The organism is Paenibacillus sp. XP01 (assembly GCF_057364885.1).
This window is the reverse complement of record NZ_CP139481.1, coordinates 2164507-2190080: the sequence shown is the minus strand read 5'-3', so window position 1 is coordinate 2190080 and position 25574 is coordinate 2164507. Positions and strand designations below refer to the sequence as shown.

20 protein-coding genes are annotated in these 25574 nt (G+C 52.9%); 8 read left to right on the top strand and 12 right to left on the bottom strand.

The window, feature by feature from the left end:
* Nucleotides 1–144: 144 nt before the first annotated feature.
* Nucleotides 145–1758 (bottom strand): response regulator transcription factor, encoded by a 1614-nt coding sequence (locus SNR34_RS10190; protein ID WP_486181818.1) that lies wholly within the window; start codon nt 1756–1758, stop codon nt 145–147.
* Nucleotides 1733–3556: a sensor histidine kinase gene (locus tag SNR34_RS10185; protein WP_486181817.1), complete on the bottom strand. Its 1824-nt coding sequence runs from the start codon at nt 3554–3556 to the stop codon at nt 1733–1735. The genes SNR34_RS10190 and SNR34_RS10185 overlap by 26 nt, the downstream gene beginning before the upstream one ends.
* 638 nt (nt 3557–4194) lie before the next feature.
* Here SNR34_RS10185 and SNR34_RS10180 point away from each other — a divergent pair.
* Nucleotides 4195–5625, top strand: a complete 1431-nt coding sequence (locus SNR34_RS10180; RefSeq protein ID WP_486181816.1) for a hypothetical protein — start codon at nt 4195–4197, stop codon at nt 5623–5625.
* Here the strand turns inward: SNR34_RS10180 and SNR34_RS10175 are convergent.
* The 5 genes from SNR34_RS10175 to SNR34_RS10155 form a co-directional block, all read right to left on the bottom strand.
* Entirely contained in the window at nt 5594–6226 is a 633-nt protein-coding gene (locus tag SNR34_RS10175) for a DUF4269 domain-containing protein (protein WP_486181815.1), read from the bottom strand. The two genes, SNR34_RS10180 and SNR34_RS10175, sit on opposite strands and share 32 nt — an antisense overlap.
* Complete coding sequence (locus tag SNR34_RS10170) at nt 6223–6429, bottom strand: YwbE family protein (protein ID WP_486181814.1); 207 nt, start codon at nt 6427–6429, stop codon at nt 6223–6225. Before SNR34_RS10170 ends, SNR34_RS10175 begins: the two co-directional genes overlap by 4 nt.
* A 165-nt stretch (nt 6430–6594) precedes the next feature.
* Nucleotides 6595–7368 carry a polysaccharide deacetylase family protein gene (locus tag SNR34_RS10165; protein WP_339277317.1) on the bottom strand — a complete coding sequence of 258 codons (774 nt, stop codon included), beginning with the start codon at nt 7366–7368 and terminating at the stop codon, nt 6595–6597.
* 114 nt (nt 7369–7482) lie between these two features.
* Nucleotides 7483–8421: an aldo/keto reductase gene (locus SNR34_RS10160; protein ID WP_343259583.1), complete on the bottom strand. Its 939-nt coding sequence runs from the start codon at nt 8419–8421 to the stop codon at nt 7483–7485.
* A 152-nt stretch (nt 8422–8573) separates the two neighbouring features.
* A complete protein-coding gene (locus tag SNR34_RS10155) occupies nt 8574–10595 on the bottom strand; it encodes a Na+/H+ antiporter (protein WP_486181813.1) in 2022 nt (673 codons plus the stop codon).
* A gap of 146 nt (nt 10596–10741) precedes the next feature.
* On the opposite strand from SNR34_RS10155, the gene SNR34_RS10150 reads away from it, so the two are divergent.
* Complete coding sequence (locus SNR34_RS10150; RefSeq protein ID WP_236417991.1) at nt 10742–11041, top strand: hypothetical protein; 300 nt, start codon at nt 10742–10744, stop codon at nt 11039–11041.
* A gap of 132 nt (nt 11042–11173) precedes the next feature.
* Here the strand turns inward: SNR34_RS10150 and SNR34_RS10145 are convergent, their stop codons facing one another.
* Nucleotides 11174–11656, bottom strand: coding sequence for a MarR family winged helix-turn-helix transcriptional regulator (locus SNR34_RS10145; RefSeq protein WP_236417995.1), 483 nt, complete (start codon nt 11654–11656; stop codon nt 11174–11176).
* Nucleotides 11657–11908: 252 nt separating this feature from the next.
* Here SNR34_RS10145 and SNR34_RS10140 point away from each other — a divergent pair, with 252 nt between their 5' ends.
* The gene (locus tag SNR34_RS10140; RefSeq protein ID WP_486181812.1) at nt 11909–13024 is read left to right on the top strand and encodes an FAD-dependent monooxygenase; all 1116 of its coding nucleotides are present in this window, start codon (nt 11909–11911) and stop codon (nt 13022–13024) included.
* A 94-nt stretch (nt 13025–13118) separates the two neighbouring features.
* On the opposite strand, the gene SNR34_RS10135 is transcribed toward SNR34_RS10140, so the two are convergent.
* Complete coding sequence (locus SNR34_RS10135; protein ID WP_486182435.1) at nt 13119–15674, bottom strand: beta-mannosidase; 2556 nt, start codon at nt 15672–15674, stop codon at nt 13119–13121.
* A gap of 272 nt (nt 15675–15946) precedes the next feature.
* Nucleotides 15947–18028, bottom strand: coding sequence for an acyltransferase family protein (locus SNR34_RS10130; protein ID WP_343259587.1), 2082 nt, complete (start codon nt 18026–18028; stop codon nt 15947–15949).
* A 720-nt stretch (nt 18029–18748) separates the two neighbouring features.
* Here SNR34_RS10130 and SNR34_RS10125 point away from each other — a divergent pair.
* From SNR34_RS10125 to SNR34_RS10110, 4 genes are all read left to right on the top strand, one after another.
* Nucleotides 18749–20506: a DEAD/DEAH box helicase gene (locus tag SNR34_RS10125; RefSeq protein ID WP_236418003.1), complete on the top strand. Its 1758-nt coding sequence runs from the start codon at nt 18749–18751 to the stop codon at nt 20504–20506.
* Nucleotides 20503–21534 (top strand): YqhG family protein, encoded by a 1032-nt coding sequence (locus SNR34_RS10120; protein ID WP_339277305.1) that lies wholly within the window; start codon nt 20503–20505, stop codon nt 21532–21534. Before SNR34_RS10125 ends, SNR34_RS10120 begins: the two co-directional genes overlap by 4 nt.
* A gap of 148 nt (nt 21535–21682) precedes the next feature.
* Nucleotides 21683–22768 (top strand): hypothetical protein, encoded by a 1086-nt coding sequence (locus SNR34_RS10115; RefSeq protein WP_486181811.1) that lies wholly within the window; start codon nt 21683–21685, stop codon nt 22766–22768.
* A 51-nt stretch (nt 22769–22819) separates the two neighbouring features.
* The gene (locus SNR34_RS10110; protein ID WP_486181810.1) at nt 22820–23242 is read left to right on the top strand and encodes a hypothetical protein; all 423 of its coding nucleotides are present in this window, start codon (nt 22820–22822) and stop codon (nt 23240–23242) included.
* Between the two features lie 62 nt (nt 23243–23304).
* On the opposite strand, the gene SNR34_RS10105 is transcribed toward SNR34_RS10110, so the two are convergent.
* Complete coding sequence (locus SNR34_RS10105; RefSeq protein WP_236418013.1) at nt 23305–23481, bottom strand: YqzE family protein; 177 nt, start codon at nt 23479–23481, stop codon at nt 23305–23307.
* Nucleotides 23482–23675: 194 nt separating this feature from the next.
* Between SNR34_RS10105 and SNR34_RS10100 the strand changes: the two genes are divergently transcribed.
* Nucleotides 23676–24449 carry an N-acetylmuramoyl-L-alanine amidase family protein gene (locus SNR34_RS10100; RefSeq protein ID WP_236418015.1) on the top strand — a complete coding sequence of 258 codons (774 nt, stop codon included), beginning with the start codon at nt 23676–23678 and terminating at the stop codon, nt 24447–24449.
* On the opposite strand, the gene SNR34_RS10095 is transcribed toward SNR34_RS10100, so the two are convergent.
* The gene (locus SNR34_RS10095) at nt 24424–25359 is read right to left on the bottom strand and encodes a divergent polysaccharide deacetylase family protein (RefSeq protein ID WP_486181809.1); all 936 of its coding nucleotides are present in this window, start codon (nt 25357–25359) and stop codon (nt 24424–24426) included. The genes SNR34_RS10100 and SNR34_RS10095 overlap by 26 nt on opposite strands.
* Between the last annotated feature and the right edge of the window lie 215 nt (nt 25360–25574).

Below are 25574 nucleotides of genomic sequence, written 5' to 3'. Positions count from 1 at the left end.
CTCAGGATCGAACATCGGATGGTTCTCCTGTGGTTCAAGTATACGGCGGGCAAGCGTCGCTGCTATATCTGCTGTGGTTACCAATTCATGGTCAAATTATGACTTTGCCGCAAAAACAAAAGACGCAGCATGCTGCGTCAGTGTTTATACGGTGCGGGACTGTTTCCGGAACTCCTGCGGGGTGATGCCTGTGCACTTCTTGAACATTTTTGTGAAATGCGAGTAGTTGTAATACCCCACCTTGCCCGCGATATCCGTTACTTTGACCGTGGATTGGGAAAGCAGCGTTTTGGCCATATCCACCCTGCGCTGCAGGATGAATTCGGAGAGCGACATTCCCTTTTCCTTGCGGAAAAGGCGGGAGAGATATGCCGGATTGAATCCGGCGAAGGCAGCCAGTTCCTCTCTCATGAGTTCCTCGCCGATATGATTCTCAATATATACGCACAATTGGTCCACCACCGTCATCGGGTTCTGGTCATCCGGATATAACACGGGAATGACGCGATCGATCAAATCAGACGTCCACTGCTTCAATTGGGGCAACGAACGCGTCACGACGCCTTCTTCCGGTTCCCGCTCATCCCCGTACAAGCTGCGCACGGACACGTTTTTCTGGTGCAGCAGCGGATAAACCATATGCAGCATCGCATGGTAGTAGAGCCTCAGCATTTCCGGCGACAGATGCTCCTCGGTTTCCAGCAGCTCAAAGATTTCATCCACGCGCGTGCGCAAATCTGCGACTTTGCCCGTTTCGAACAGGATCGACAGTTCCGGGAGCCAAGGGATCGGCAAAAAACGATCCTCCGTTTGGCGGGCTTTCCTGTCATACGTAAAAACCCCTTCGAGCTCCCGGATATTGCGCCGCTCCATGTCCATCAATTCGTTTAACATGCCCTGCAGCTCCGTCACGGCCACAGGGGCGCCAACATAACAAGAAAGCCTGCAATAGAAGTAGCTGCCGCATTCCTGAATATACAGCTGGCAGTCTTTCTCAATGTCTTCCGCCAGAGGAACGATGCCGTCCTGCTCATAGGCGAGAACGACGTTTAATCCGCCGTGATCCTGAAATACCTCTCCCGGACGTACTCCGAGCAGCATCTCCCGGGCCGCATTGCGCAAAGCGTATTCCAGCACTTCTTCATCGCGCAGATTGAACTCGCGCACCCACTCCTCTACCGAAATCACAATAGGCAGCACGCGGGCATGGGGATCGATCTCCGCTCCGTAAACCTCAGCCAATTCTTCCAGTCGCTTTGTCGTCAACGCGACGCGCTGCGAAACGGCATCCTTCCAGAATCGTTCGGTCAATAGCGGTTTATGAGCCTGCCAGCGTTTATACGCCGTTTCATAGATTTCATTGGTATGTTTGCTCTGCTCGCCTGCCCGGATTTTTTCCACCGCCCGGGAAACGGTCTTCAGCAGCTGATCGGCCGGTGCAGGCTTCAGCACATAATCGAAACTGTTCAACTTGATGGCCGTCTGGGCGTAGTCGAACAGCGCATGCCCTGTGAGAAAAATCGTCAGCATGCCCGGATCATGTTTCAATACCCAGCTTTGCAGGTCAAGTCCCGTTTCGCCAGGCATTTCAATATCGCAGACCATGATATCGATGGCATGGCTTTTCAGAATCATTCTGGCTTCCTCGGCATCACCTGCGCCGAACACCCGGTCTATTCCGGCTCTGCTCCAGTCGATGCCTTCCATCATGGCCTGCAGCGCGTACACTTCATCATCCACGATCAACAGGTTGCGCATAGTTTCCTCCTTCTTCCTCTTCGGTCTGGGCGGGCAATCGAATGACGACAGCCGCCCCTCCTGCGGGCTGATTGCTAAATGAAATGCCGGCCTGATCGCCGTGCTTTACAAGCAAACGGTGGGCAACGTTCCAGATGCCAATGTGCTGTCCATCCGGATTTTCTGCATATTGTCCTTGCTGCAACCGGTCCAACAGCTCCGGGTCAAAGCCGACGCCGTTGTCCCTGACACACAGCTCAAGCATGCCGCGGGCAGGAGGCGTTCCGGCTCCAACGGAAGCCCCGCCGTCTTCTTGAGGCGCCCATTTGGCTTCGATTTCAATGATAAATGGCTCTGATCGCCGCTGAAAGCCATGGATAATGGCATTTTCGACAAAAGGCTGCAGCGTCAAAGGAGGGAGAACGTACTGCGAGATGGCCGGGTCAATGTCGAGCACGTAGTTCAAGCGATTCGGAAAGCGCAGCTTCTGGATTTCCAGGTAGTGCCGGATATGCTCCATCTCTTCGCCAAGCCGGATTTCGCGTTTGCCCGCACGCAGGCTGAAGCGGAAATAATCCGCAAGATGGCCGGCCATCTGCTGCACCAGTTCATGCTTCTGCAGCGAGGCCAGACTGTGAATGATATTAAGCGAGTTTAGATAAAAATGAGGATTGATCTGCATCTGCAGCTGTTTGAACTCCGCCTCCCTCGTTCGCAGCTGCTCCTCATATACATCGATCTTCAAATGCTGGATCTGGCTCGTCATTTGATTGAAGCTGCTCGTCACGAAGGCTAATTCGGACGAGGAGGGAGTCGGAAGCCGGACTTCAAGCTCCCCCTGGCTCACCCGCCGCATGGCGCGAATCAGCATGTGGATCGGCCGGAACAGGAGCTGGCGCATAAACACGAGCGCAGTGACCAGAATGATTGCCGCCCCCAGGGGCAGCAGGCGAATGATCCGTTGAAAAAACGGAAGGTTGCGCATCATGTCCTCTTCGGGCAGAAGCACAATGTAGTTCATGTCCGACATCGCCGAAGGGATGCCCAACATAAGATATTGCTTGGTCTCTCCCGCGGACGTATCCTCCGAGATAACCTGATACGGACTCTGCAGGCCGGACAGGTGCGCGGCCGCGAGACGGATCTGACCCTCTTTCAGGGCGGAATCCGAGAGGGCCTTCCCGTCCTCGCCCACGATGACGGCGCCGCCCCGCCCTCCCGCTTCCGTGAACTGTTCAGGATGATTCAGCGCGTTCATATCCACAAGCGCTCCGGCGTAAAACTGCTGATTGATCCGGACCGTCTTCGCGAGCGCATTCCATGTCGGTCCTTGCACGATATCCCACTCCGGCTGCTGAATTTCACCTTCGAACTGCTGCATTTGCGCAGGCATGTTTTCGCGGACCAGCGACATTTTGACATCATAACTGCCCGATGTGGCGAGCAGCAGGTCGTCGTTCACGGCGTCATACAGAAAAAAAGAATCGATCAAGCTGTAGAATCCGAGATCGGTCATAAATTTGTTCATGATCCGCTGCTTCGCGATAATGTAATCGCCGCTGCCGTATTTCAGGAAGAATAATGAAATGATGTCGGGATCGCGTTCACCCAGACTGTATAAATAACGGTTGGTTTCCTGCAGCACGCGTTCATTCTGCTCCACGCTCTTTGCCAGATGGTTCATGCTGGTAAGAGACACTTGATCCCTGACCACATTCATGGCATACACGTTGTTGTAATACATCAGCAAAAATAGCGGAAGCATGATCAGCGTCAATCCAACTATGAATTTGAAGCGTAATGAACGGATAAAATTCATCGTCTCCCGCCCTTTTCGAAAGCGTTATCAAAAGTGCCTGTACGCAGGGCATGTCAACCTCGAATGTACGGCATCTGCAATTTCCTTCCTTTTATGGCATGTTTCATTGTAATCACGGTCATTGTTCATTGTCTATGTCATTCCGTGACCTGTTTCTGAACATTATGGTGACTTTCCTTTCGAATCGCTTTGCCGCCTCGTGTTGCTTCGAAAGTCGACTTTCTCTTTACCGCACTAACAATCACACAAGGCACTGCGAGTGCAGTACCATCTTCCGATCGCTGTTATCCCCAGATTTTTTGATTCCCCTTTTCTAAGGGGAAAATCCGGTGATAAGCCTATGCTTCCGATGCAGCTTTCTTTCAGAAAGCTTTCAGCGAACGCTTCGCTTCTCCAGATTGGTTCTGCCTCTCCGTTGACGTGTGTATGTTTTTTGCGGTTTACATAGATAGTTCTCCATTTGTAAAAAAAATCCTTCAACCCTTCGGTTAGAGCAGAGGGGCAGGTGATGTCCGGCAATCCCCCTTGTCTTCGGCAGCCATGAGCAGAGTTGTACAATTCGTAGTTCGGCACGTACACCTGAGCGCCCACCCAAGCATATGATACGTTGACTTTCAAGAAGAAGGGTGGCCTGCAGCATGCATATACAGCTCACTTCGTTGCATTATGTATATCTTGCTTTTATCGTCCTGATCATGGCCGTCATGATTCGCCGCAGGGATACAACGATCATCTGCGTGGCCGGAGTAATGACGATCGGAATCCTTGCGACCGAAACATTAAGCGGGTCGGTTACCGGCATTTTCAACAGCTTTGTTTATGCGGCCAAAGAGCTGCTCAGCACCATATTCATCATCTCGATCATCGTGGCCATGAGCCGGGTACTGATCCGAACAGGCATCAACGAGACGATGGTTGCGCCGCTCACCCGGTTTATCCGATCGCCTCAGGTTGCGTATTGGGGCATCGGGCTCATCATGATGACGGTATCCCTGTTCTTCTGGCCGTCTCCGGCAGTGGCGCTGGTGGGAGCCGTGTTGCTTCCTGTCGCGGTCCGGGTCGGCCTGCCGCCCATCGGCGCGGCCGTCGCCATGAATCTGTTCGGGCACGGCATCGCTTTGTCGGGAGATTTCATCATTCAAGGCGCGCCCAAGCTGACCGCAGATGCAGCCGGATTATCCGTAACTTCCGTCATGTCTGCGAGCCTGCCCCTGGTCATCGTTATGGGCACCGTCTCCACGCTCACTGCGTTCTGGATGCTTCAGCGGGAGATGCGTTCAAACCAAGGAACGGGCAACCTTCTCCCGTCCTCTTCGCCGGAAGCCGTAACGGACACGCCGACGCAGGAAGCTCCAACGAACGAAGCGAATGCCGGCGTCCGCCCTTTACCTTCGCGGCTTCGGCACGTATTTGCCATTAGCATTCCTTTGTTGTTTGCGGTCGATGTTGTGCTCATGTTTGTGCTGAAGCTGCAAGGGGGAGATGCCACGGCGCTGATCGGCGGCACGGCGATCCTCATTTTGATCGCGGTAACCCTCGCGGCGCATCGTCACGAAGGACCCGAGCAGACCACGGAGTATTTGATCGAGGGGTTTCAATTCGGGTTCAAGGTGTTCGGGCCGGTCATTCCCATAGCGGCTTTTTTCTACCTCGGAGATGCCGCCATCAACGAATTGTTCAGCAGTCCGCTTCCGGACGGATCGCACGGCATCGTAAACGATTTGGGGGTAGCCCTTGCGGGCCTTGTGCCATTAAACCATACGGTGGGCGCAGTGACGCTAACGTTGACCGGGGCGATCACCGGCATGGATGGATCGGGGTTTTCGGGCATATCGCTGGTTGGTTCCGTGGCATTGATGTTTGCCGGAACGGCGGATGCAGCCCCAACCCTGACTGCGCTCGGCCAGATTGCCGCCATCTGGGTCGGTGGCGGTACGCTGATTCCGTGGGCGTTAATTCCGGCCGCGGCGATCTGCGGGGTTAGCCCGTTCGAGCTGGCCAGACGCAATCTGAAGCCGGTGCTGCTGGGATTGATCGTCACAACGGTGGTTGCGATTTTTCTGATGTAACTGGTCGTAAACGAACAAGATCAGCCAGTTCTTCATCACTCTTGTCCGCCAGATTCAGCAATTCAGCATAGGGATCCCCATTCAATCCCAACGCATATGCAAATGCCAGTTCCGTCTTCATTCCTTTATTTTTCAGTCTGCGTATCTCCTTATGCCCTTCACGTCCCCAATGCGTCAGCAACGCCCATTCGACCAGCATGTGCCTGTAGGCATTTTGCTGCCGGACCGGCATGGATTGGGCGAATATTTCCACAGGCCAGCCTCCTGTAGACACGCTGCAGACGACGTAAGGCGACACTCCCGTTTCTCGGGTTACTAGGGTACATTGGAAGCCTTCCATCTCTCCCAACGCTTGATGCACCACAGCTCTGAACCGCTCCAGATCCTCGGCTTCGCACAAGAGATCGATATCGCTGCCCGGCACATCGATATCGATGGGCACGGTTCCCGCGGGATATGGATGGTACGCCGCCAACAGCTCCATCAACCCGCTCTGCTTCAGTGCCCGATAAGCGGATCGCTGTCTTTCGTTGCCTGATGCAAGATGGGTCATGACGCCTGCCGCACTCGTCAAGTCCGGTCGCATCTCGCCATTGCTCATTCGGGTGAACCCGTGATGATTTGTTTCACTCTTCCCACTTGCCCGTCCGTCAAGCGTACCTTGATGCCGTGAGGGTGTGTGGGGGAGTTGGTCAACAAGTCCTTGACGAGGCCCCTCGTCAATTTGCCGGACCGCTGATCCTCTTTCAGGACGATATCCACCTCAAGTCCTGGTCTGATGTTTGCCCGTTGTTGTCCATTCATATGCCGTTCTCTCCTTCCGTTATTTGTTCATGCATGAAGAACATCATTCGTCGCGCTGCATTTATTGTAGAGCTTCCAGCCCGCCTTTGCCAAGGGAGAATGCTTGCTGTGAAAAACACAAAACCGCAGACTGCACCCTTTCGGGAGTCCGCGGCTTTGTCATGCTTATGGACGGTGATGCTTCGCCGAAACGTCATCGTTCGCAGCTTCCCTTGCTTTCAGGGCGAGCAGCTCGGAGACCGTGACGAACCGGTATCCCCGCTTTTGCAAGACAGGTAAAATTTGCTCCAGGGCAGCGATCGTGTGGGACTTGCCTTCAACCTTATCGTGAAAAAGAACGATATCCCCGTTACGGGCATTGGTCAGCACCTTTTTGGTAATACGCCCCACCCCTGGAGAGGCCCAGTCCCGCGTATCCTGATGCCAGGACCAGAGCACAATGGTGTACCCTTTCTGTTTCGCCATTTGCACCAGCGTATCATTGTAAAATCCGCCGGGGGGCCTAAACAAGACGGGACGCTCGGCTCCGGCCTCGATAATGGATTTCTCCGCCTCATCCATCTCGCGCAGCACCTTGCTTGCACCGGTCGATCTGTTGGAATACATGTGGTTAAATGTGTGATTGGCCACCTCATGGCCCTCACGCTGCTCCTGGACGATCAGCTCAGGATACTTTTCCGCCCATTTTCCGAGCACAAAAAACGTCGCCTTGGCATCATACCGTTTCAGCAAAGCCAAAATCTGCGGAGTCTGGACCGGGTCCGGACCATCGTCGAACGTCAGCGCAATCAATTTGCCCTGAGTCGGCACTTCCCACACGATCTCGCCGCGCTGCTCGTAGTAATCGCGGTTTTTCTTTACCGGCGAAGCCTGCGCTGTACTGCTGCTTAACAGCAAAATCATGACAAGTCCGATCATTCGGGCTGCCTTCAGGTTCATGTCGTTGTCCTCACTTTATGTTCAAACGTAAACTCCCTGTTAGCATTTCCCGAATTCGCGGAACTATGAGACCAGGACGAAACAAGTGCCTGCAGTCTCCTTGCAGCTTCTAAATTAACGGAAAATCTGATCAATCACCGCAATTTCCTCGGCGGACAACCGAACTTCCAAGGTTTTCAGATTGGATACGACTTGTTCCGGCTTTTTGGCGCCCGGAATCAATGCATCAATGGATGGTTGGGTAAGGTACCAGGCAAGCACCAGATGCGCGACCTCCACGTTTTTGGACTGGGCGATGCTCCGAAGCTGGTCCACCTTGTCCAGATTTCGAATATAAGCTTCCCCGGTAAACAGCGGATTTTTGGCCCGGCCGTCCTTGAATGTCGTATCTTTGGTGTATTTGCCGCCAAGAAGCCCGGCAGCCAGCGGGAAATACGGAACGAATGAAATATGCTGCTCCGTCGTATACGGGAGAATCTCCTTCTCCACCTCCCGCTTGAACAGGTTATACTCCGATTGCAGCACGTCGACGTAACCGTCACGGTTCGCTTCGCGCAGCTGGTCGATCGAGAAGTTCGAAACACCGATCGCCCGGATTTTTCCTTCTTCTTTCAATCGGGCCAATGCTCCGACTGCTTCATCTTTAGGTGTGTGTTCATCCGGAAAATGGATGTAAAACAGATCGATGTAATCCGTTTGCAGCCGTTTCAGCGCTTCATCCACTGAAGCTTTCAAAAAGGCGGGGGAATTGTCGAGAACGATGCTGCCGTCCACGAATTTATGCGCAGCTTTGGTGGCGATGACCGCCTGCTGGCGCTTTCCGGTTTCCTTCAACACTTCGCCGATCAAGCGCTCCGAATGTTCAGGTCCATAAATAAAGGCCGTATCAATAAAGTTAATGCCTTGTTCCAGTGCCGTGCGAACGACATCCTTGCCCGTTTCGTCATTGAGCAAATTCGGATAAATATTGTGGCCTCCGACCGCATTTGCCCCCAGCCCGATGGGATTAACCACCAGCTCGCTCTTACCCAGACGTGTCTGTTGTTCTGTCATGTCTCACGCATCTCCTTTATTGAAATTGATATGTAGGTACCCATCTATCAAACCGGATGAATCAGGCACCCGCAGCATCCCTGGACGAGGATCGGCTGTGATGAGATTATACCAGAAGCATAATCGGATTTAAAATATCGGATTTATCGGTTTCAGCTATTCTTCAAAACGGTTGCCTCCACATCGTTGATGAAGCGGCGCAGCTTCGCCGCAACGTCCCGGTTGATTTCGCCGTTTTCGTACAGCTGCTGCACGGTATTGCGCTGTTCCTGAACGGCTACCATTTGCAGCTGCAGCTTTTCCTGATCGAACGGATCTTCCGTCTCATCCTCATTCCATGACCTTAGCTTCGCAACGAGGCGTTCGTATTTAGCGATGACGGATAACGCCGCAGAGCGATTGCTGTCGTTCATCTGTGCACGGATAGCCTTGATCGCCGCTTCGGAGCTCCGCAATTTGACCTGGCGATACAGGTCCGCATTTTCGATGGCAAACGGTTTGTCCGGTTTGCCCGCCCGGTTGGCAAACAGATGGCCGAACATGCGCCCGATCTCGCCGAGCGAATACATCATCTGTGCATTCGTGCGGCTGGAGAGCATCATTTCCTTTTTGTCCAGCCAACTATTGCATTTGAACGCCGCATCGGATGAGATGACTTGTTCATCCATCATGCTTTCGATTTCTTTGCGCTCTGCCCGGGTGCCGATCAGGCTGATATCCGCCTCTTGTTTCAAAAATTCCTTCTGTTTCCGTGCATCCAAGCCGGAAGCTTGGCGAATGGTTTTGGAAAGGTCAGAGACCACAGCAAGGGCAGCAGCCTTGTTGTCGTCGGTCATCTCCGACTTGACGGCGCGTATGGCGGCCTTGAGCATCATGTTCCGCGCTTTGCGCTCCGTCTTCTGAGGAGTTTCCTCGCCGACGGATTCATCCTTTTTGGCTAATACAGGAAGCAAAGCACTGCCGGCAATCAACGTGAACAAAATAACACCCGCCGCCAAAAAGATGATCAGATCCCTTTCCGGAAAAGGAGAACCGTCCTGAAGAACATACGGAATGGAGAACGCCCCTGCCAGCGTAACGGCCCCGCGCACCCCGGACAATGTGATGATGCTTGTCTCTTTCACCTTTGGTTTGCCAATAAACGATTTGCCTAGCAGCGCGTCGCTGCCTTGCCAGAACAAATAAATCCAGGCGAACCGCAGCAGCAGCAGCAGAACCGAGATCAGAACGACGTATCCGAGCACCTGCAGGTTGTCGAACGAGGCACTCGAGAAAATTTTGCCCAATACGTCAGGCATCTGCACCCCTAAAATAACAAAGACGAGACCATTCAGAATGTACAGAATGACCGACCACGTACTGGCCGATACCACCTGCATCTTGATCTGCACGGATTCGGTACGGTCCCGCTCAATCGCATGGATAATACCTCCCGCCACCACAGCCAAAATACCGGAAACGCCCAGCTCCTCGGTGACCATATAAATGATGAACGGCGTTAGAATCTGCAGGAGCATATGGACGGTGACGTCCTCCATGCCAAGCCTGCGGACCCAGACGCCAAGGCGAATGAGCAAAAACGACAAAATCGCCCCGAGCAGCAGTCCGCCAATCGAGATAATCAGAAAGCTGACCGATGCTTCCGCCAGGGAAAAGACGCCTGTAACCGTGGCCGCGATGGCGAATTTGAACGCGACCAGACCGGAAGCATCATTCATCAAGGCTTCGCCTTCCAGCAGCCTATGTATGCTTTTCGGCAAATGAACCCTGCCTGCCATCGCTCCGACGGCAACCGCGTCCGTGGGCGACAGAATCGCGGCGAGCGCGAAAGCAGCCGGTAACGGAATGCTGGGAATCCACCAATGAATCGCATATCCGGCAACCAGAACGGTAACAAAAACCAGGCCTAACGCCAGCAGCAGAATGGGAGCCCTCAGGTTCCACAACTCGTGCCTGGGCGTGCGTTTGCCATCGTTATATAGCAGCGGTGCTATGAACAGCACAAAAAACAATTCCGGGCTAAGCGGAAGCTTCACGCCTTGGGGTAGCAAAGCAACGACAACGCCCAGCGCGATCTGGATCAGCGGAACGGGGATAAACGGTACGAACCGGTTTAAAATATTCGATAAGCCGATCAGCACAAGAAGCACGAGCACAGGGATAAACAGTTCCATGATGACCTTCCTTTCCGCAGGCAAAAGTTTGACGTTTCGCATGTTATATCGTTTGACGCTTACCTCAAACCCAAAAGACCGATTCTGACTATAAGATGTTACAATAAGAACCGGACAATACCTGCATTGGAAAGGATCTTGATGTTATGGCCTTCGGAATCAAACGGCAGGAACTGGCCGAATGGAAAAAACGCGTCGCTCAAGGCGAGCTGGCTTATCTGACTCATTATTGGATCGATTCCCGTTTCCCCGGCGTCACAACCGTGACCAAGGTGGGATGCGCCGACCTGGATCGGTTGGAGAAGTGGTGCAGGGATCACGGATTGGACCCGCAGTACATCCACCGGCGACAGCCCTACCCACACTTTGACCTGCTCGGCAGGCGGCAAAAGGAAATCCTGCTCGAAGAGGGGTTAACCGAGCACATTGAACGTTTCCGTCTTTAATGCTGTCGGTCGCTCATCCATTCCACCCGGCCCCTGCTTCTTGTGCGGGAACAAGAAAAAACGCCAGTTTTCGGGATGGCCCCCGTTGCACGGGGCATCCCTGAATACTGACGTCTTCCTGCACATGCCCGTTCAACGGTTCGCGTGCTCCAATTGCTTCATTTTCTCCAACAGCTTCAGTTCAATCTTCTTCAGCATACCCAGCATTTGCTGCTGCTCCTCTTCCGTAAGCGCCTGCAAAAGCTCCCACGTCATGCGTCCGCGATTTGCATTTAATGCCTGCGCAAGCTGTTCTCCTTCTTCCGTAAGGGAAAGCCAGACGATTCTGCGGTCTTCCTCGCTGCGTACGCGCCGAATCATGCCTTCGCTCTCCAACTGGTTCAGCACAATCGTCGTTGCCCCTGAAGAGAGGCTGAGCTGCCTGGCCACGTCGACAGCCATGCAGCGGCCTTCGCGCAAAATCATGCCAAGAATGTGACTCTTGGTTGGGTTCAGTTTGCAATTCGTGTCCGTTTTCTGTTTTTGCTCCAACACTTTGTTTTTATATCTGAAAAAAGCTTCAATCAATTGATCCACATTTGCCAATTGCGAGCTTTGCTCCGGTTCTGGGCGCATACCTTTTCCTCCCGACTAAAATCATAACCTGTCTTTTATTGTAACATATTTAACGAAAACGGTTTGAGCAATTTACCCTTACGGCTTCGCCAAAAAAATGAAATGGCAGTTGCAATCGTTCAAAAGATTTGTTTATAATAACATATACGTTTAAGTTACTTTTAGTTACTTAATGATTTTTGTAAATTTGTTATCATTAAGTAATTATATATACTGATGGCAAGCTACTTTAATGCAAGGGAACTTACAGACATGAACAATAATACTCCGTTACACGTTGATGTGTGCATCGTGGGAGCCGGTCCTGCCGGAACGCTGCTCTCTCATCTTTTGAACCGAAAAGGAATATCCACGGCATTGGTCGAACGGCAGGCGAACCTGCATAAGTCATTTCGCGGCGAAGTGCTTAACCAGGACGGCGAGGCTGTCCTGAACAAATACGGGCTATATTCTCTCGTTGCCCAGAGCGGCACGCTTCCGCTCGCAAAAATAGAATACTGGGAAAACGGGAGCATTCTGCACACCGTCTATCCAGGTGAACACGAGTCCCATGTAGGCATTCATGTGCCTCAGCATCATCTGCTCGACGTCATCGTTGCCGAGTCCGGCCGGCTTCCAGGCAACCGGGAACATGTATTGTTCAATACGATCATGACCGGTCTGCTGAAAGACGAGCAGGATAACGTGATCGGGATTCACGTACGGCAAGACGGATCGCCCGCCTCCATTCAGGCTTCGGTCATCGTGGGCGCAGACGGGCGTTATTCGGCCGTCCGCAGGCATGCGGGTTTGGTTCCGGACGTCCGCAAGCACGGGTATGATCTGTTATGGGCGCGAATCCCTGCTCCGGCGGCATGGGAACCAGCCGTGCGCCTGGCCAGCATGGACGGCGAGCAGCTCGCGCTTTTCTCCCAGTTCGGCGGTTACGTGCAGATTGGCTGGAATATTCCGCAAGGCTCCTATCCGAAACTGCGGCAGCAGCATTTTGAGCCGTTCATCCGGCAACTGGTTGCCGCGTTTCCGTGCCTTTCGGATTCCGTGGCCGCCCATATCCGGTCATGGAGCGATTTTGTATTATTATCCGTGGAAAGCAGTTACTGCGAGTCGTGGACGCATGGCAATATTGTGCTGCTCGGCGATGCGGCACACACCATGACGCCTACGGGTGCTTTTGGCCTGAACGCCGCCATCGAGGATGCCGACGTGTTAGCTGAATTGCTGATCGGAATGGCTGATGACCACTTTACCAATATGGCTCCATTACAGCAGCTGCAGCTCGCTCGTGGGGAGAAAGTGAAACAACAGCTGGCCAAACAGGTCGACATGGAGAATTCCTTCCAGGAGCGTTATGCCTCCTTTATGGTTTAGTGTTTGCAAAAATGCCTGACTGCATCAACAAGAATAAAAAAAACAGCCGGAATGCCTGTGAGGGCAACCGGCTGTTTTTTTGGGGCAAACGCAATTAGCCTTCTCGCCCGTTCATGGCGCTCACCTTGAGCTCGCTTAAAGGCAAGCTGCCCCGTTCCGGATGGCGCAAGCGCACAGTCCGGCTCTCCCCCGGCAGCAGGTCAAAATAATTGTCGCTGAACCGGACGCGGCCCAAGGGAAGTTCCAGCTTGACCATACGGGCAATCGCATGATGCGCCGTCACCGTGACAGATAGCTCCTCTTCGTTGACGTGCACGCTCAGCCGGGATTCCGGCAATGCCACCTCCTTCGGATCGCGCAAGAAATATCGATTGGAAGGTGCCGCGAACCCTTCCGCGCTCAGTTCGACAATAACGTCTTGGGCACGCCGGCCCATAAGCGCCTCCGCTTCATTCAACTTCGCCACGCAGACCGCCGATTGCGGGCCCACCTCAGCGGCATAGCTGCTGGAGTATACGTTTCCGCCTTCAAAATCATACACCCGAAGCTGAAGCTGCCCACGCACCGGTTCCAGCGTATCATTCACCACCCAGAGGGCAAGCGGTTCGCCCGGTTCATGCTCCAAGGACAATAAAACAGGGTGAAAGAACACTTTCCCATAATAAAAAGAAGCCTTAGGCAGCAGCTCATAATCAATCATCGACCAGCTCGTGCCCGGCCAACTGTCATTCAGCTGCCATACCAGCGCACCGCTGTTGCGGTGTTTGATCCGCCGGAAATGTTCAATGCCGTAACGCAAGCCTTCGGCCTGTGTCAACATCGAAAAGTTCATGTATTCATCGATGTTTTGCGGAATGCCTGTGTAGCCTTCCATCAGCAAAATGCCTTTCTGGTGGTTCGTGTCTTTATTTCGGTAAGCCATCTCAGGGCTCCCCCAATAGAACTGGCCAGGAGGCATGTTTTTTTCAAGCGTATACCTGTTCGCCGAGGCATGCATGCCGAATTCGCTGCTAAACAGCGCCATATCCTTTTTATAGTTTTTGAACGTTACGCCTTCGACGCTGTAGTCCAACAACGGGGGTTCGCCTTGTTTTCGCGGATACACCGATCCATGCCACACCTGCCAGTTGTGCCGATCACCGACGCCGGGATCGTTGGCATCCATGCCGTGGCTATCGCCAAAAGGCGAGGATGGCCAATATGGCCTGGACGGGTCAAGCCGTTCCAACGCTTCCGGAATCAGCTCGTGATAGATCAATTCGCCATAGAACGGGCTTGTTATATCTCCGCTAGCCGATTTCATATCATACAGCCAATCGATTTCGTTATTGCCGCACCACAGGGCAAGCGAGGCCCGATTGCGCAAACGCACTACATTGTTTTCCACTTCCCTGCGCACGTTCTCCATGAAATCCTGATTGAAATCCGGGAACAATGCGTTGGCAAACGCAAAATCCTGCCATACCAGCACGCCTTGACGGTCACATTCGTCATAGAACACGTCTTTCTCGTAGATTCCGCCCGCCCATACCCGGAGCATGTTCATATGGGCTTCCACGCTCAGCTCGATCAATTCGCGATAACGGTGCTCCGGAATCGAACCGATCAGATGATCTGCGGGAATCCAGTTGGCGCCCTTGGCATATATCTTCACTCCGTTCAGCACAAACGCAAACGAAGATTCTCCTTGCTCATTGTGCAGGGCAAGCTCTATCGTGCGAATGCCATACGGTTCGCTGTACCGATCCGCTTCCCGGCCATCTGCATAAAGAACAACTTCAAGCGTATGCAAATACGGCTCGCCAAGATCATGCGTCCACCATAAACGCGGTGATGACACTGACAAAGTAGCCTTCGCTTGTCCTGCCAGCACGTCCAGGCCGTGAGCCGATGCGACTTCGTTTCCTTGTGCATCAAGCAGTCGTACATCGCAAGTAAGGGAGATCGGATGCTCCCTTCGTTTCTTGCTGCGAAAAGACTCAACGGAGGCGGCTTCTGCCGTAACGTCGACAAGGGCCTGCTGCTTGCTCGCAGCACGGGTCTGCGCATACACGCTCTTTAGCTGGGCACGGGTGCTGCGCTTCAGCCATACTTTTCCCCAGATCCCCACAGTGACCATGCGCGGGCCCCAGTCCCATCCGAAGTTCATGGCCGCCTTGCGTAACCAGGGTCGTTCCTTCGTATAGGAGGACCAGTCAAACTGCTCCTTATCCCGATGATGGATGGATAGCGGATCGAATTTTACGGCGACAGCATTCCATCCATTGCGGATGATCGTTGTGACGTCGAACGTATGGGACATCAGCATGTTGGCTGTTTTGCCGATTTCATGCCCGTTGACGTATACCGTTGCAAAGGTATCAAGCCCCTCGAAAACCAGTTCAAAGCGATCTTCCGCGTTCATCTCCTTCACGCAGTTGAAGTTGGTTCTGTACCACCATTCCTTATGTTCGATCCAACGGCTTTTGGCATCGTTATGCCCATAATACGGCGGATCAATAATACCGCGTTGAATCAGGGCTGTGTGCACATCCCCCGGCACGTCCGCTCCGATCCAAAAACGGTCGTCCAATCCGGCCGCCGCCAATTCCATGGCCCGTTTTTCGCCCACCTCGAAATGCTGTATTTTCCATTCTCCCGACAAATCCAGATCTGAATTCTTCAACGTCATCATGTGCCTCTCTCCCAGCATTAAACATAGTCGTGCAGAAACCGTTTTCAGAAAATGAAACGAAAAATATACAAATATATTGCCTCTGATTTCACCCAACACTCAAAGATAACGCATACATAGCTAACTTAACACAGACCATTGCCCTGCGTCCAAAAAATTTCGTTCACAAAAAAGGAGCCCTCCTTCGAGAGCTCCTGCAAAGACGCCTTTCGTTTTGAATCGTAAAATTAGGATGATATGATTCCGGTTTATTCGATGCTGCTTTTCACGAGATCGGCAAAAGCCTCCGACCCTTCCACCGTCAAATGCACGCCATCGTGCTCAAAATATTCGTCGTGCCCTTCGCTTGCACTATACCAATCGATCAGCGATACATTGTCGTAGCTGCTTTCCGCATCGTTCAATGCTTTATTGACCGTACGCTCCCAAGGACGTGGCACCCTTACCGTCACGAGATATACCCGCTCTTTATCCTTGAGGGAGTCAAGTACGGCATTCAGACTCTTCGAGTTAAAGGAACCGTTCGTTCCGAGCTCAAGCACGACCCGGCTGCCCAATTTCCGATTCTGTGCCAGTTCCGCCAGAACGTCGGCAGCCTCCCACATCTGGCGGCCGACATGCCCGTCCACGTATACGCCGGCTATGCCTTTTTCAAGATAAGGTTTGGCATCCAGAATAACCGAATCTCCGATCACGGTATATGCAATTTTTCCGTCCTTGGCCGACAGTGGAACGACATCTTCCTTGCCCGCTTCATTGGACGGAGCTTCCGGCGCTTTCCCCCCTCTGCTGCCTTTGGAGTCGGGGACGTTTCCCTTCGGTTCATTCCCCGAAACGACCGGCGCATCTTCCTGCACCGGTTGTTTTCCTTCGCCGGAACCCGCTCCAGCGGCCGGCTTATCATTGCTTGACTGCGGCTCTCCCTGATCGTTGCTTCCATTCGCCGATTGGTCTGAACCGGATGAAGGCTTCTCGCTTGCAGTTACATGCTGTTCTTCAGCAGGGGTAGAGCCCGCATCGTTGGGGAGCAGCGTATGGCCTTCTTCTTCATTCGATTCACGATCTCCGTTGAATGTGGCCGAGACCGATTCCGAATGGGAATCCACGTTGGCGGCCGATGTAACCATCATCTGCGAAATGGTGAAGCAAAACAACAGCAAGCCCATCATAAGAGCAGCACGTTTTCCCCACAATTGGTGCTGCGGAACATTCTGCCGCCCCTTACCCCACCATCCGGAAAACGCATGGCGAAACCCGTTATGCCGAATCGGGTTTTCGATATACTTCAAAGATAACGATGCCAGCACAAACGTCGCCAGCACTTGCAGCAGCATGCGTACAGGGTCTGCTCCATCCGTGTCCACGGCAGGGCTGGTGAGCACAATGACTGGATAATGCCACAGGTATAGCCCGTATGAACGTTCACCAATCCAGCGCAGCGGCTTTGCGCCGATGACGCGTGCCAGCAACGACGCGGGGTGGGCCAGCACTGCCACAAGCACCGTGGTAGCAAGAGCCTGCAATGCCATGCCGCCCATATATAACGAAGGATCGTACTCGCTGCTGGTCAACAGCATAACCACAAGCACGCCTAAGGCGGTCAGTCCCACCGCATCCATCATCATTCTGCCCCTGGCGGCAATCGATGCGGACAGTTTGCGGCTCGGCCATACGACAGCCAAAGCTGCGCCTGCGAGAAGGGCAAATGCCCTCGTGTCCGTTCCATAATAGACGCGGCTTGGATCGAGATCCGGATCGTACAGGATCGCCATCATGCCGGCGGACAATTCCGCAACCACCACGATGAATACGACCAGCCATCCTTTCCGTTTAAACAATGCGATCGACGCAATGAGAATCAAAGGCCAAACGATATAGAACTGTTCCTCCACGGCCAGTGACCAGAAGTGGCCGAACGGCGATGGCGGCCCAAAACTCTCAAAGTAAGAAACGTGATGAAAAATGTACCACCAATTGCTTATGTATAAAATGCCCGAAATGATGTCTCCGCGAAGCGCCGCAAGCCGGGAAGGATCAGTAAACAACAACCAGATCATTACAACCGCCGTCATCGTGAGCATGCCCGGGAGCAGCCGCCTTGCCCTGCGCAGCCAGAAGTCGCCAAGGGCGATCCGCCCGTGCGCCTTCCATTGAGACAGTAGAATATCCGTTATGAGATAGCCCGATAAAACAAAAAACATGCCTACTCCGAGCAAACCGCCGGGAATAAATCCTAAATTCAGGTGATAGGCGATGACCGCCATCACCGCGATGGCCCTCATGCCATCCAGCCCGTTCATGTGGCGTCTGCCATTCATTACTTGTGACATGCAAGCCCCTCCTTGTCAGCAGGAGCCGACGCCGAAAGCGTCTGTAGCGTTGCCGTGCTTGTTGCATTTCTGGTTGTCATCCACATCATTAACATTCGTACTGCACCTTCCATCCTTCATTTCCACACAACAAAGACGCGTCATATTCTGTTCGCGTTGCATCTATATTTATTGAATCCGCATCGCTTCCCGTTTAGCATTATACGCCGATGCTTCCGGGAAGAAATGACAGCAACCATTACAAATCAATGAAACGATGTAACCTTTTCTGCCAGATTCAACTAGCTGTAAAATCATACTGCAAAACCGCCGTTTAATACAATGTTTTTCTCGTACTGGACAATATTACCTGTCATTTCATGGCCGCGTTTTCATCCGCAATGCAGAAGCACTTCCACAGATGTCGTGAAAACCCGACTTCGTCCGACAAAAAAAGGCTGCAAACCATGTCTAACAGCCATTACCCATTATAAACCGAATTATTGCCAGATTGAAAGTTTTGCCCCGAATTGCGTCCAGATACCTAGGACCAGGGAGAGAGTACGCATTAGCGTACGGAATCGCCAAGAAGGTGCATATTGATGAAAGTTCTGCAATTCTATGAAATCTCATGCCCGGACCAAACGCGTACATTACGCATATGGTTATGAACTGCTTCCCGTTCGTCCATACTATAACCTACGAATACTACGTCATGAACCATGGCAGGGAGGATGCAACATGAACCGGAAACAACCGCAGAACAATCAACCTGCACCACCGAAATTGCCCGTTCCGCTGGAATTGGACCGCACCTGGTTGAACCAGCTCGAATCCCGGCTTGACAAAGGCGGTCCCTGGGGCGATTACCGGCTCTTTCAACTGGCCAATCAAGCCGAAGAAACGAATCTCATTCCCAATTTTGACGAAATCCAGTGCCTGAAACATCTGCAAGGGCTTACTCCGCTCCCCCATCAACTGGATACTGCCCGCAAGGTACTCTTTGAAATGTCGGGCCGTGCCATTCTTGCCGACGAGGTAGGTCTGGGCAAAACGATCGAGGCCGGGCTGATCCTCAAAGAATACATGATCCGTGGACTCGTCTCCAAAGTGCTTATTCTCGTGCCCGCATCCCTTGTCCTGCAGTGGGTGCGAGAGCTGAATTCCAAGTTCGGCATTCCCGCAGTCGCGCAGAAAAAAGCCTACTCCTGGCAATCCGAAGTCGTCGTTGCCTCCATGGATACGGCCAAACGCGATCCGCATAAGGATATTTTGCTGGGCACGGACTACGACATGATCATTGTCGACGAGGCCCACAAGCTCAAAAACAAAAAAACGACGAACTATCAATTCATGCTCAAAATGCGAAAAAAGTACTGCCTGCTGCTTACCGCTACCCCGGTGCAAAACGACATGGGCGAGTTGTTTAACCTCATCAACCTGCTGAAGCCCGGGCAGCTCGGCAAGCAAGGCGATTTTGCCGCCAACTTCGTCGTCGACAAACGTATACCGAAAAATCAGGAGCAGCTCAAGGACGAGCTGTCCAAGGTCATGATCCGCAATCGGCGCGGTGAAGGCCCCGTTCAGTTCACGAAACGCAATGTATCCAACGTGAACCTGCAGCTGTCACCAGACGAACAGGCTCTTTATGATGCGGTTACGGCCTTCGTGAAGGATCAATACCAGGAGGCCGGCGGCAACTTAAACAGCATGCTGTCACTGGTCACGCTGCAGCGTGAAGTATGCAGCAGCCGCGATGCCGTCTTTGTCACCCTGGTCAACCTGGCCAAAAAGCTTCCGCTGGATTCTCCGCTGCGGGACAAGATCTGGGAGCTCGTTGCCCACATCAAAGCCATTAAGGCCAATTCCAAAGCGGAAAAAACGATGGAACTCATTCGCGGCATGAACGAAAAAGTGATCATCTTCACGGAATACCGGGCCACGCAGGAATACCTGCTGAACTATTTCCGCAATAACGGGCTGACGGCAGTTCCCTACCGCGGCGGTATGAACCGGGGCAAAAAAGATTGGATGATGGACCTCTTCCGCGGTCGCGTGCAAGCCATGATTGCCACGGAAGCGGGCGGCGAGGGCATCAACCTGCAGTTCTGCCACCATATGATCAATTTCGATCTTCCATGGAATCCGATGCGGGTCGAGCAGCGAATCGGGCGTGTACATCGGCTCGGGCAGCAGAACGACGTCAATATCTATAACCTTTCGACGACAGGCACCATTGAGGAGCATATCCTGAACCTGCTTCATGAAAAAATCAACATGTTCGAAATGGTTATTGGCGGCCTGGACGTTATTCTGGAACGGCTGGAAAAGAAAGAATCCATCGAAAAAAGCCTGTACAAAATCATGCTGGAATCCCAAAACGAAGACGATATCCGGCGCAAAATGGATTCCCTCGGCCAATCGCTCCATTCCATTCAGCGCGAAGTACAGAGTGAAGTGCCCGAGCGGGAATTACGGGAAGGAGGAAGATCACGATGAGCATGGCGCCAAACGAAGTGCAGGCTTACGTGCTGACCTATCTGGAAGCAACGGATTGCGACATTTTGGAAAAATCCCCGGCCCATGTTACGGTCAAGCTTTCTCCGGAGGCAGACAAAGCCCTGACGAATCGCCCTTATTACTGGGGGTTTGTGGAACGCACCGGCGCTCCGGCCGAAACGATGTCGTTCACCTTCGTTTTCGATCCCGAAGCCTATCAACGCTCCCTTGAAGCAGCAGAAGCGGCTTCCGCCGCCTCGCAGGCGCCCAATTCACCTGCAGCAGGCGGTGAAGCAAAGGAAAGCATTTTGGGCCGGTATTTCGGCATTGCTCCTGCCCTTCCGCAGCTCGGACCAGGGCGCATCCTGCGCGAGGATGTCGTGTACGGCAGCCGGCGGTTGCAGCAGATTTTCGGCGCTGCCCGCGAAGGCGGCTCCTATGTCAATTTGTTCGAGCAGCCTGCCAAGCGGCAGCTGAACGCTTCTGCCCCATCCCTGTACGAGCCCTGGCTCGGCGTCTGCTTCAAGGTGGAATTTGCCTGCGACCTGAAGCGGGAAGAACTGCATTTCCTCGGCATTTCCTTACGGTCCGGCGAAATCGTCGAACGATTCGGCTCCAAGCTTAACCGGCGCGTCCTCAGCCCGCGGCTGGCCGAAAACATGCACGTCCAAACGGCCAAAATGTCGCTGGCCGCCGCCGGAGACGCGCTGGAAACCCATCTGACCAACCAGCTGATGCTGCTGGATTACAGCTGGGCCGAACAAGCGAAGCAGCGTCTGGAATTGGAGCTGTCCGTGCTGGATGCCTATTACGAAGCTGTTTTCAACGAAGAGGAAGGCGAAACGACAACGTCCAAACGTGCCGAAGCGAAGGATGCTTCCCCTGACGAAGACAAGGTAGAGCAAGCCGCATTGGCGCGCGAAGCCCTGAAACAGCAGTATGAAACACGTCGAACCGAAATGATCTGGCAGTATGAGCCCAAAGTGAAGGTTACGGCAATCAGTTGCGGCATGTTTCATTTAAGATAGACGTGGATGCTACTTTTCCAGCAAATGACGGCAAAAGTAGTGTTTATTCCTGAGCCGCCTGACGACAGGTTGCAGCACCCTTTGCACGGCCTGTCCCCTAGAATAGGAACTGGAATCGAATCGAACCGAAAAAGAAGGTGTGAGTCCATTGAACAAGCTTCTCTGCAGGCCGCGCATACTCCACGGGTTTCTGATCGGATTGGGAATAAGCCTGACCGGTCTGTTCGTGTCATCCCTCCCGATGTATGCAGAAGGCGCGGAACGGCAGCAACAGCGGGAGTCCTCGGCATATGCTGCCTCTGCGGCTAATCCCGAATTTACGCTCCCTTCTTCTGTACAAGCGCCCGAATCCGTGCAGCAGTTTGCCCGTGATCAGGCACGGGTGCTCGGAGCCGGATCACCCGAATCATCCCATATATGGGGTCGTGCAGAGCTGCGTTTCTTTCCCCTGGGGCCGGGGACACACGGCTGGTTGGTTCATGCTTATGTGGACGATGCGGCTCTAGGATATATGATCATCGTTGCCAGCGAACAGGGGGACCTGGTTCTAAGCGAATATGGCGAAGGCAAAGAGCCGCTGTACAGTTTCACTTTGCTGAAAAAGGCTCTGCGGAGGCAACAGCTCGATCCGCAGGTGGTCACGGCAGGCGGCGGGTCAATCGAGCTTCGCTACATGCCGCCTATGCTGGCCTACTGGTCCGTGAAGCAAAAAAACGGAGATTCTTTATATATCGACGCTGCAGGAGGTGATCTGCTTCCGTTCGAAGTTGTGCAGGCCGCGGAACAACGGCTCGCCGCCGGCGATCCCCATTCCTTTTGGAGCCTTTCGTTTAAGGAAAAGCAGCAGATCGTATCTTCACCTGACCCCCACGTCCTGGATGCATCAACGTTTACGGTTGACCAGCTGCATGCTGTCCCCTTGTACGATCCGGTTGAACAATTGTCATGGATCACCTCGCCTGCGATTCCTGTGAAGGGAACTGACGATCTGTTCAAACTATGGGGTCAAGGCCAATCCATCGTATTCTCGGCTGGCGAACGCAACATGTATTATGGCGGCCCACTGCCGGTCGGCGGCATTCAAGTCTGGACATCATTGTCGGACGGGATGAAGATTGCGTATGCTGCCATAGGCGGCAGTTCGACCCTTCAACGAAGGGTGCCCTTGCAAACCTTGATCCATGACGGACATTTTTACGTGTTCGATCCCCTCGCCTCCGTGCATCATCAATGATACAATTGGTCATTATATCCAGTATTTCTATCGATATGGAGGGCATGATTCATGAAGAGGTGGGGCTTCGGTGTTGGCATTGGCGTAATCGTATGTTTTGCCGCGGGATTTTTTTGGATGGTTACGTATATTCAAAACGTAGGTGTCCCCCAAGTCCGGTTGATGCAGACACTGAATTCAACCAACCTGGACATTGGCGCACTTGGAACGAACGAACAAGGCCACGGACTGTTTCTGACCCGGAACAACTTACAGCGTACCACTCAACTGTTCCAGGAGCGCATGAGCCAACAAGGCTGGACGTATACCGGACAGGAAGGTTCGGGTTATTTTTTCAAAAAAGGCCGGCAAACCGCGGTCGTCACAACCCGCATCATGCACCGGAAATTCATTCAAATTCAGGTGCAGCATAATGTCGTTAACATTGCCGACCCATCCACAACAAATAAGACGCATTCCTCAGACTCACTCTAGGAAAGCGTCTTTTTGTCTTTCTTTGTACGATCTAAGTGAAGCCAGAGCTGCCCGCCGACCACTTATTTACGGTCCTTTCTTCTGACCCACATGGATAGGCCGTAGGGAAGCATGCCGAACCATTTAACCGCCCACGGTTCCTTCGTTTTGCGCTGTCCCTTTCGTTCCTCCCGCGGGGTTTCCATATAATGGACCACACGCTGCGTAATGTACTTCACCAACTCATCGCTCTTAGCCATTCTTTCGCCTCCTCACTATTCTACCGGCGGATCGCCGCCGGTTAGTTATAGTGTGCGCAGGACATCCGGCAGGTAAACATTTTTCCGGCTCGCAAAGTATGAAAAGCGTCAGAATGCACAGCCTAATGTCAAAGGGTTCCACTGCATCCAGTTCATGCGTGAGGTGCCTATTTAGATAAGGAGTGTGCGTTAACATGTTAAAGCTGTTATCCGCGACGATGGCACTGCTCATCGGCCTTTCCACACTATCCCATTCCACTGCCTTTGCAAGTGCAGGAATCCAGCGTGAATCCGTTTCTTCACCATCTACCGAAAAACAAAGCGAAAGTCCTTCCCTTTTGCCTCTCATGGACGGGGATGCTTATCGCTCCTCCCACCACGCATTTGCCACACCGGTGATTTTACTCGATGTGGGCCATGGCGGAATTGATGGCGGTACAAGTGCGAAAGGCGTTTTGGAAAAAGACATCAACCTTGCCATCAGCCAGAAACTTTATCTGCTTCTGCGCAGCAAAGGATACGCGGTAATCATTAACCGGCTCGGCGATTATGCGCTCAGCGATGATAATCGTTGGCTGAACAGCCGTTCCAGGCACCATCGCGACCTGGCCCAACGGAAAAGCTTGAGCGAGGAAGTCAGTACCGACATTGTGGTCAGCATCCATGCCAACTGGAGCAAAAAAGCGGCCATCCGCGGTCCCGTCGTCTTGCACCAAAAGGAAGGCCGCAGTTATTTGCTGGCCGAAGCCATTCAAAGCCGCCTCAATGACTTGTACGGAACCCGGCATGGCGTAGAATGGGGCAAACCGTTTTATTTGCTTAACCAGGTAAAACAGCCCGCCGTTATCGTCGAGACAGGATTTTTGAGCAATGCGAAGGATCTGACCATGATCAACGATTCCGAAGGACAGAAGCGGATCGCAGAGGCTATCGCTGACGGCATTATTTTTTATCTATCGGCTGTGTAGGAAAAGCGTTCCAACTCCATACTTCCCGGGCCAAATCGCCAATACCGACGAATTCAACCTGTCCTTTGTAGCGTATCATCGCCTCATGAACGACGGCGGATGTGTTCAATCCGGTATGGCCGACATGACCGATCACCACGCAATTGGTTTTATCGAGCGTATGTTTCACGGCAGCGTCCATCTGTTTACGGATGTGCTGCTGCGTATTGCGGTCATCCAGAAATATGTCATTGCCGATGGGAGGCATGTTTTTCTGGACGGCCAGTTCGCCGACGATCGAGCGGAAATTGGTGCGGCTGTCCACAAAAAACAGCCCTCGCTCCCGGCACACATCCAGTACGACGGACATAATGCGTTTGTCTGAAGTGATTTTGGAGCCCATATGATTGTTCATGCCGATGGCATAAGGAACGTCATCGATTGCTCTTTCTACCCGCTCCCGGACCTCCTCATCGCTTAGTCCTGACGTGATGGCGCCCGGACCGAGCCATTCAGGTCTTCCCTTTTTCGGTTCCATGGGCATATGGACAATGACGTCCATGCCCTTTTCATGCGCAGCGACCGCGTCCTTTTTCGTTGTCGGCAAAAAAGGCATGACCGCCACCGTCAGCTTCGCAGGCACAGCCAATATTTCCGCCGTGCCCTTCATGTCGTTGCCTGCGTCGTCGATAATAATGGCAAGCCGCTTATGCGGTTCAGAGGATTCAATGCCTGAACCATCCTTGCCGGCTGGCTTCTGCATGTTCCATCCAGCATTGGCATGTTCAATCAAGTCGGAGCGACCTGCCGCAGCTCCAAATGCCCCGGCGGAGCCCTGCAGCAGCATTAGCACCATCGCACCGGCCATGATCACTTTTACGGCCCTGTTTTTGCCTTTTCGCGCTTGTTGGCCTACATCTTGCTTTTTCATCATAACCCCCTCCTTATGTCCGTGTACTCATTGTTTCATATTGGAGGAGTGAATATGTACGCTGCTGACCCAGTCTTTCCGGTAAAAAATTGCACGTCAAACAGGCTTGCCAATATCGCTGGAACGCAAGCCTGTCACGTCATATTTATGCTGATACAAGGACGAATCACTATGTTAGCGCCCCAGCAATGAACAAAGATTCAAGAGCGGATATC

Coding starts and splice junctions, on each gene's coding strand:
- SNR34_RS10190 (WP_486181818.1), bottom strand. CDS start 1,758: ATGCGCAACCTGTTGATCGTGGATGATGAAGTGTACGCGCTGCAGGCC.
- SNR34_RS10185 (WP_486181817.1), bottom strand. CDS start 3,556: ATGAATTTTATCCGTTCATTACGCTTCAAATTCATAGTTGGATTGACG.
- SNR34_RS10180 (WP_486181816.1), top strand. CDS start 4,195: ATGCATATACAGCTCACTTCGTTGCATTATGTATATCTTGCTTTTATC.
- SNR34_RS10175 (WP_486181815.1), bottom strand. CDS start 6,226: ATGAGCAATGGCGAGATGCGACCGGACTTGACGAGTGCGGCAGGCGTC.
- SNR34_RS10170 (WP_486181814.1), bottom strand. CDS start 6,429: ATGAATGGACAACAACGGGCAAACATCAGACCAGGACTTGAGGTGGAT.
- SNR34_RS10165 (WP_339277317.1), bottom strand. CDS start 7,368: ATGAACCTGAAGGCAGCCCGAATGATCGGACTTGTCATGATTTTGCTG.
- SNR34_RS10160 (WP_343259583.1), bottom strand. CDS start 8,421: ATGACAGAACAACAGACACGTCTGGGTAAGAGCGAGCTGGTGGTTAAT.
- SNR34_RS10155 (WP_486181813.1), bottom strand. CDS start 10,595: ATGGAACTGTTTATCCCTGTGCTCGTGCTTCTTGTGCTGATCGGCTTA.
- SNR34_RS10150 (WP_236417991.1), top strand. CDS start 10,742: ATGGCCTTCGGAATCAAACGGCAGGAACTGGCCGAATGGAAAAAACGC.
- SNR34_RS10145 (WP_236417995.1), bottom strand. CDS start 11,656: ATGCGCCCAGAACCGGAGCAAAGCTCGCAATTGGCAAATGTGGATCAA.
- SNR34_RS10140 (WP_486181812.1), top strand. CDS start 11,909: ATGAACAATAATACTCCGTTACACGTTGATGTGTGCATCGTGGGAGCC.
- SNR34_RS10130 (WP_343259587.1), bottom strand. CDS start 18,028: ATGTCACAAGTAATGAATGGCAGACGCCACATGAACGGGCTGGATGGC.
- SNR34_RS10125 (WP_236418003.1), top strand. CDS start 18,749: ATGAACCGGAAACAACCGCAGAACAATCAACCTGCACCACCGAAATTG.
- SNR34_RS10120 (WP_339277305.1), top strand. CDS start 20,503: ATGAGCATGGCGCCAAACGAAGTGCAGGCTTACGTGCTGACCTATCTG.
- SNR34_RS10110 (WP_486181810.1), top strand. CDS start 22,820: ATGAAGAGGTGGGGCTTCGGTGTTGGCATTGGCGTAATCGTATGTTTT.
- SNR34_RS10105 (WP_236418013.1), bottom strand. CDS start 23,481: ATGGCTAAGAGCGATGAGTTGGTGAAGTACATTACGCAGCGTGTGGTC.
- SNR34_RS10100 (WP_236418015.1), top strand. CDS start 23,676: ATGTTAAAGCTGTTATCCGCGACGATGGCACTGCTCATCGGCCTTTCC.
- SNR34_RS10095 (WP_486181809.1), bottom strand. CDS start 25,359: ATGAAAAAGCAAGATGTAGGCCAACAAGCGCGAAAAGGCAAAAACAGG.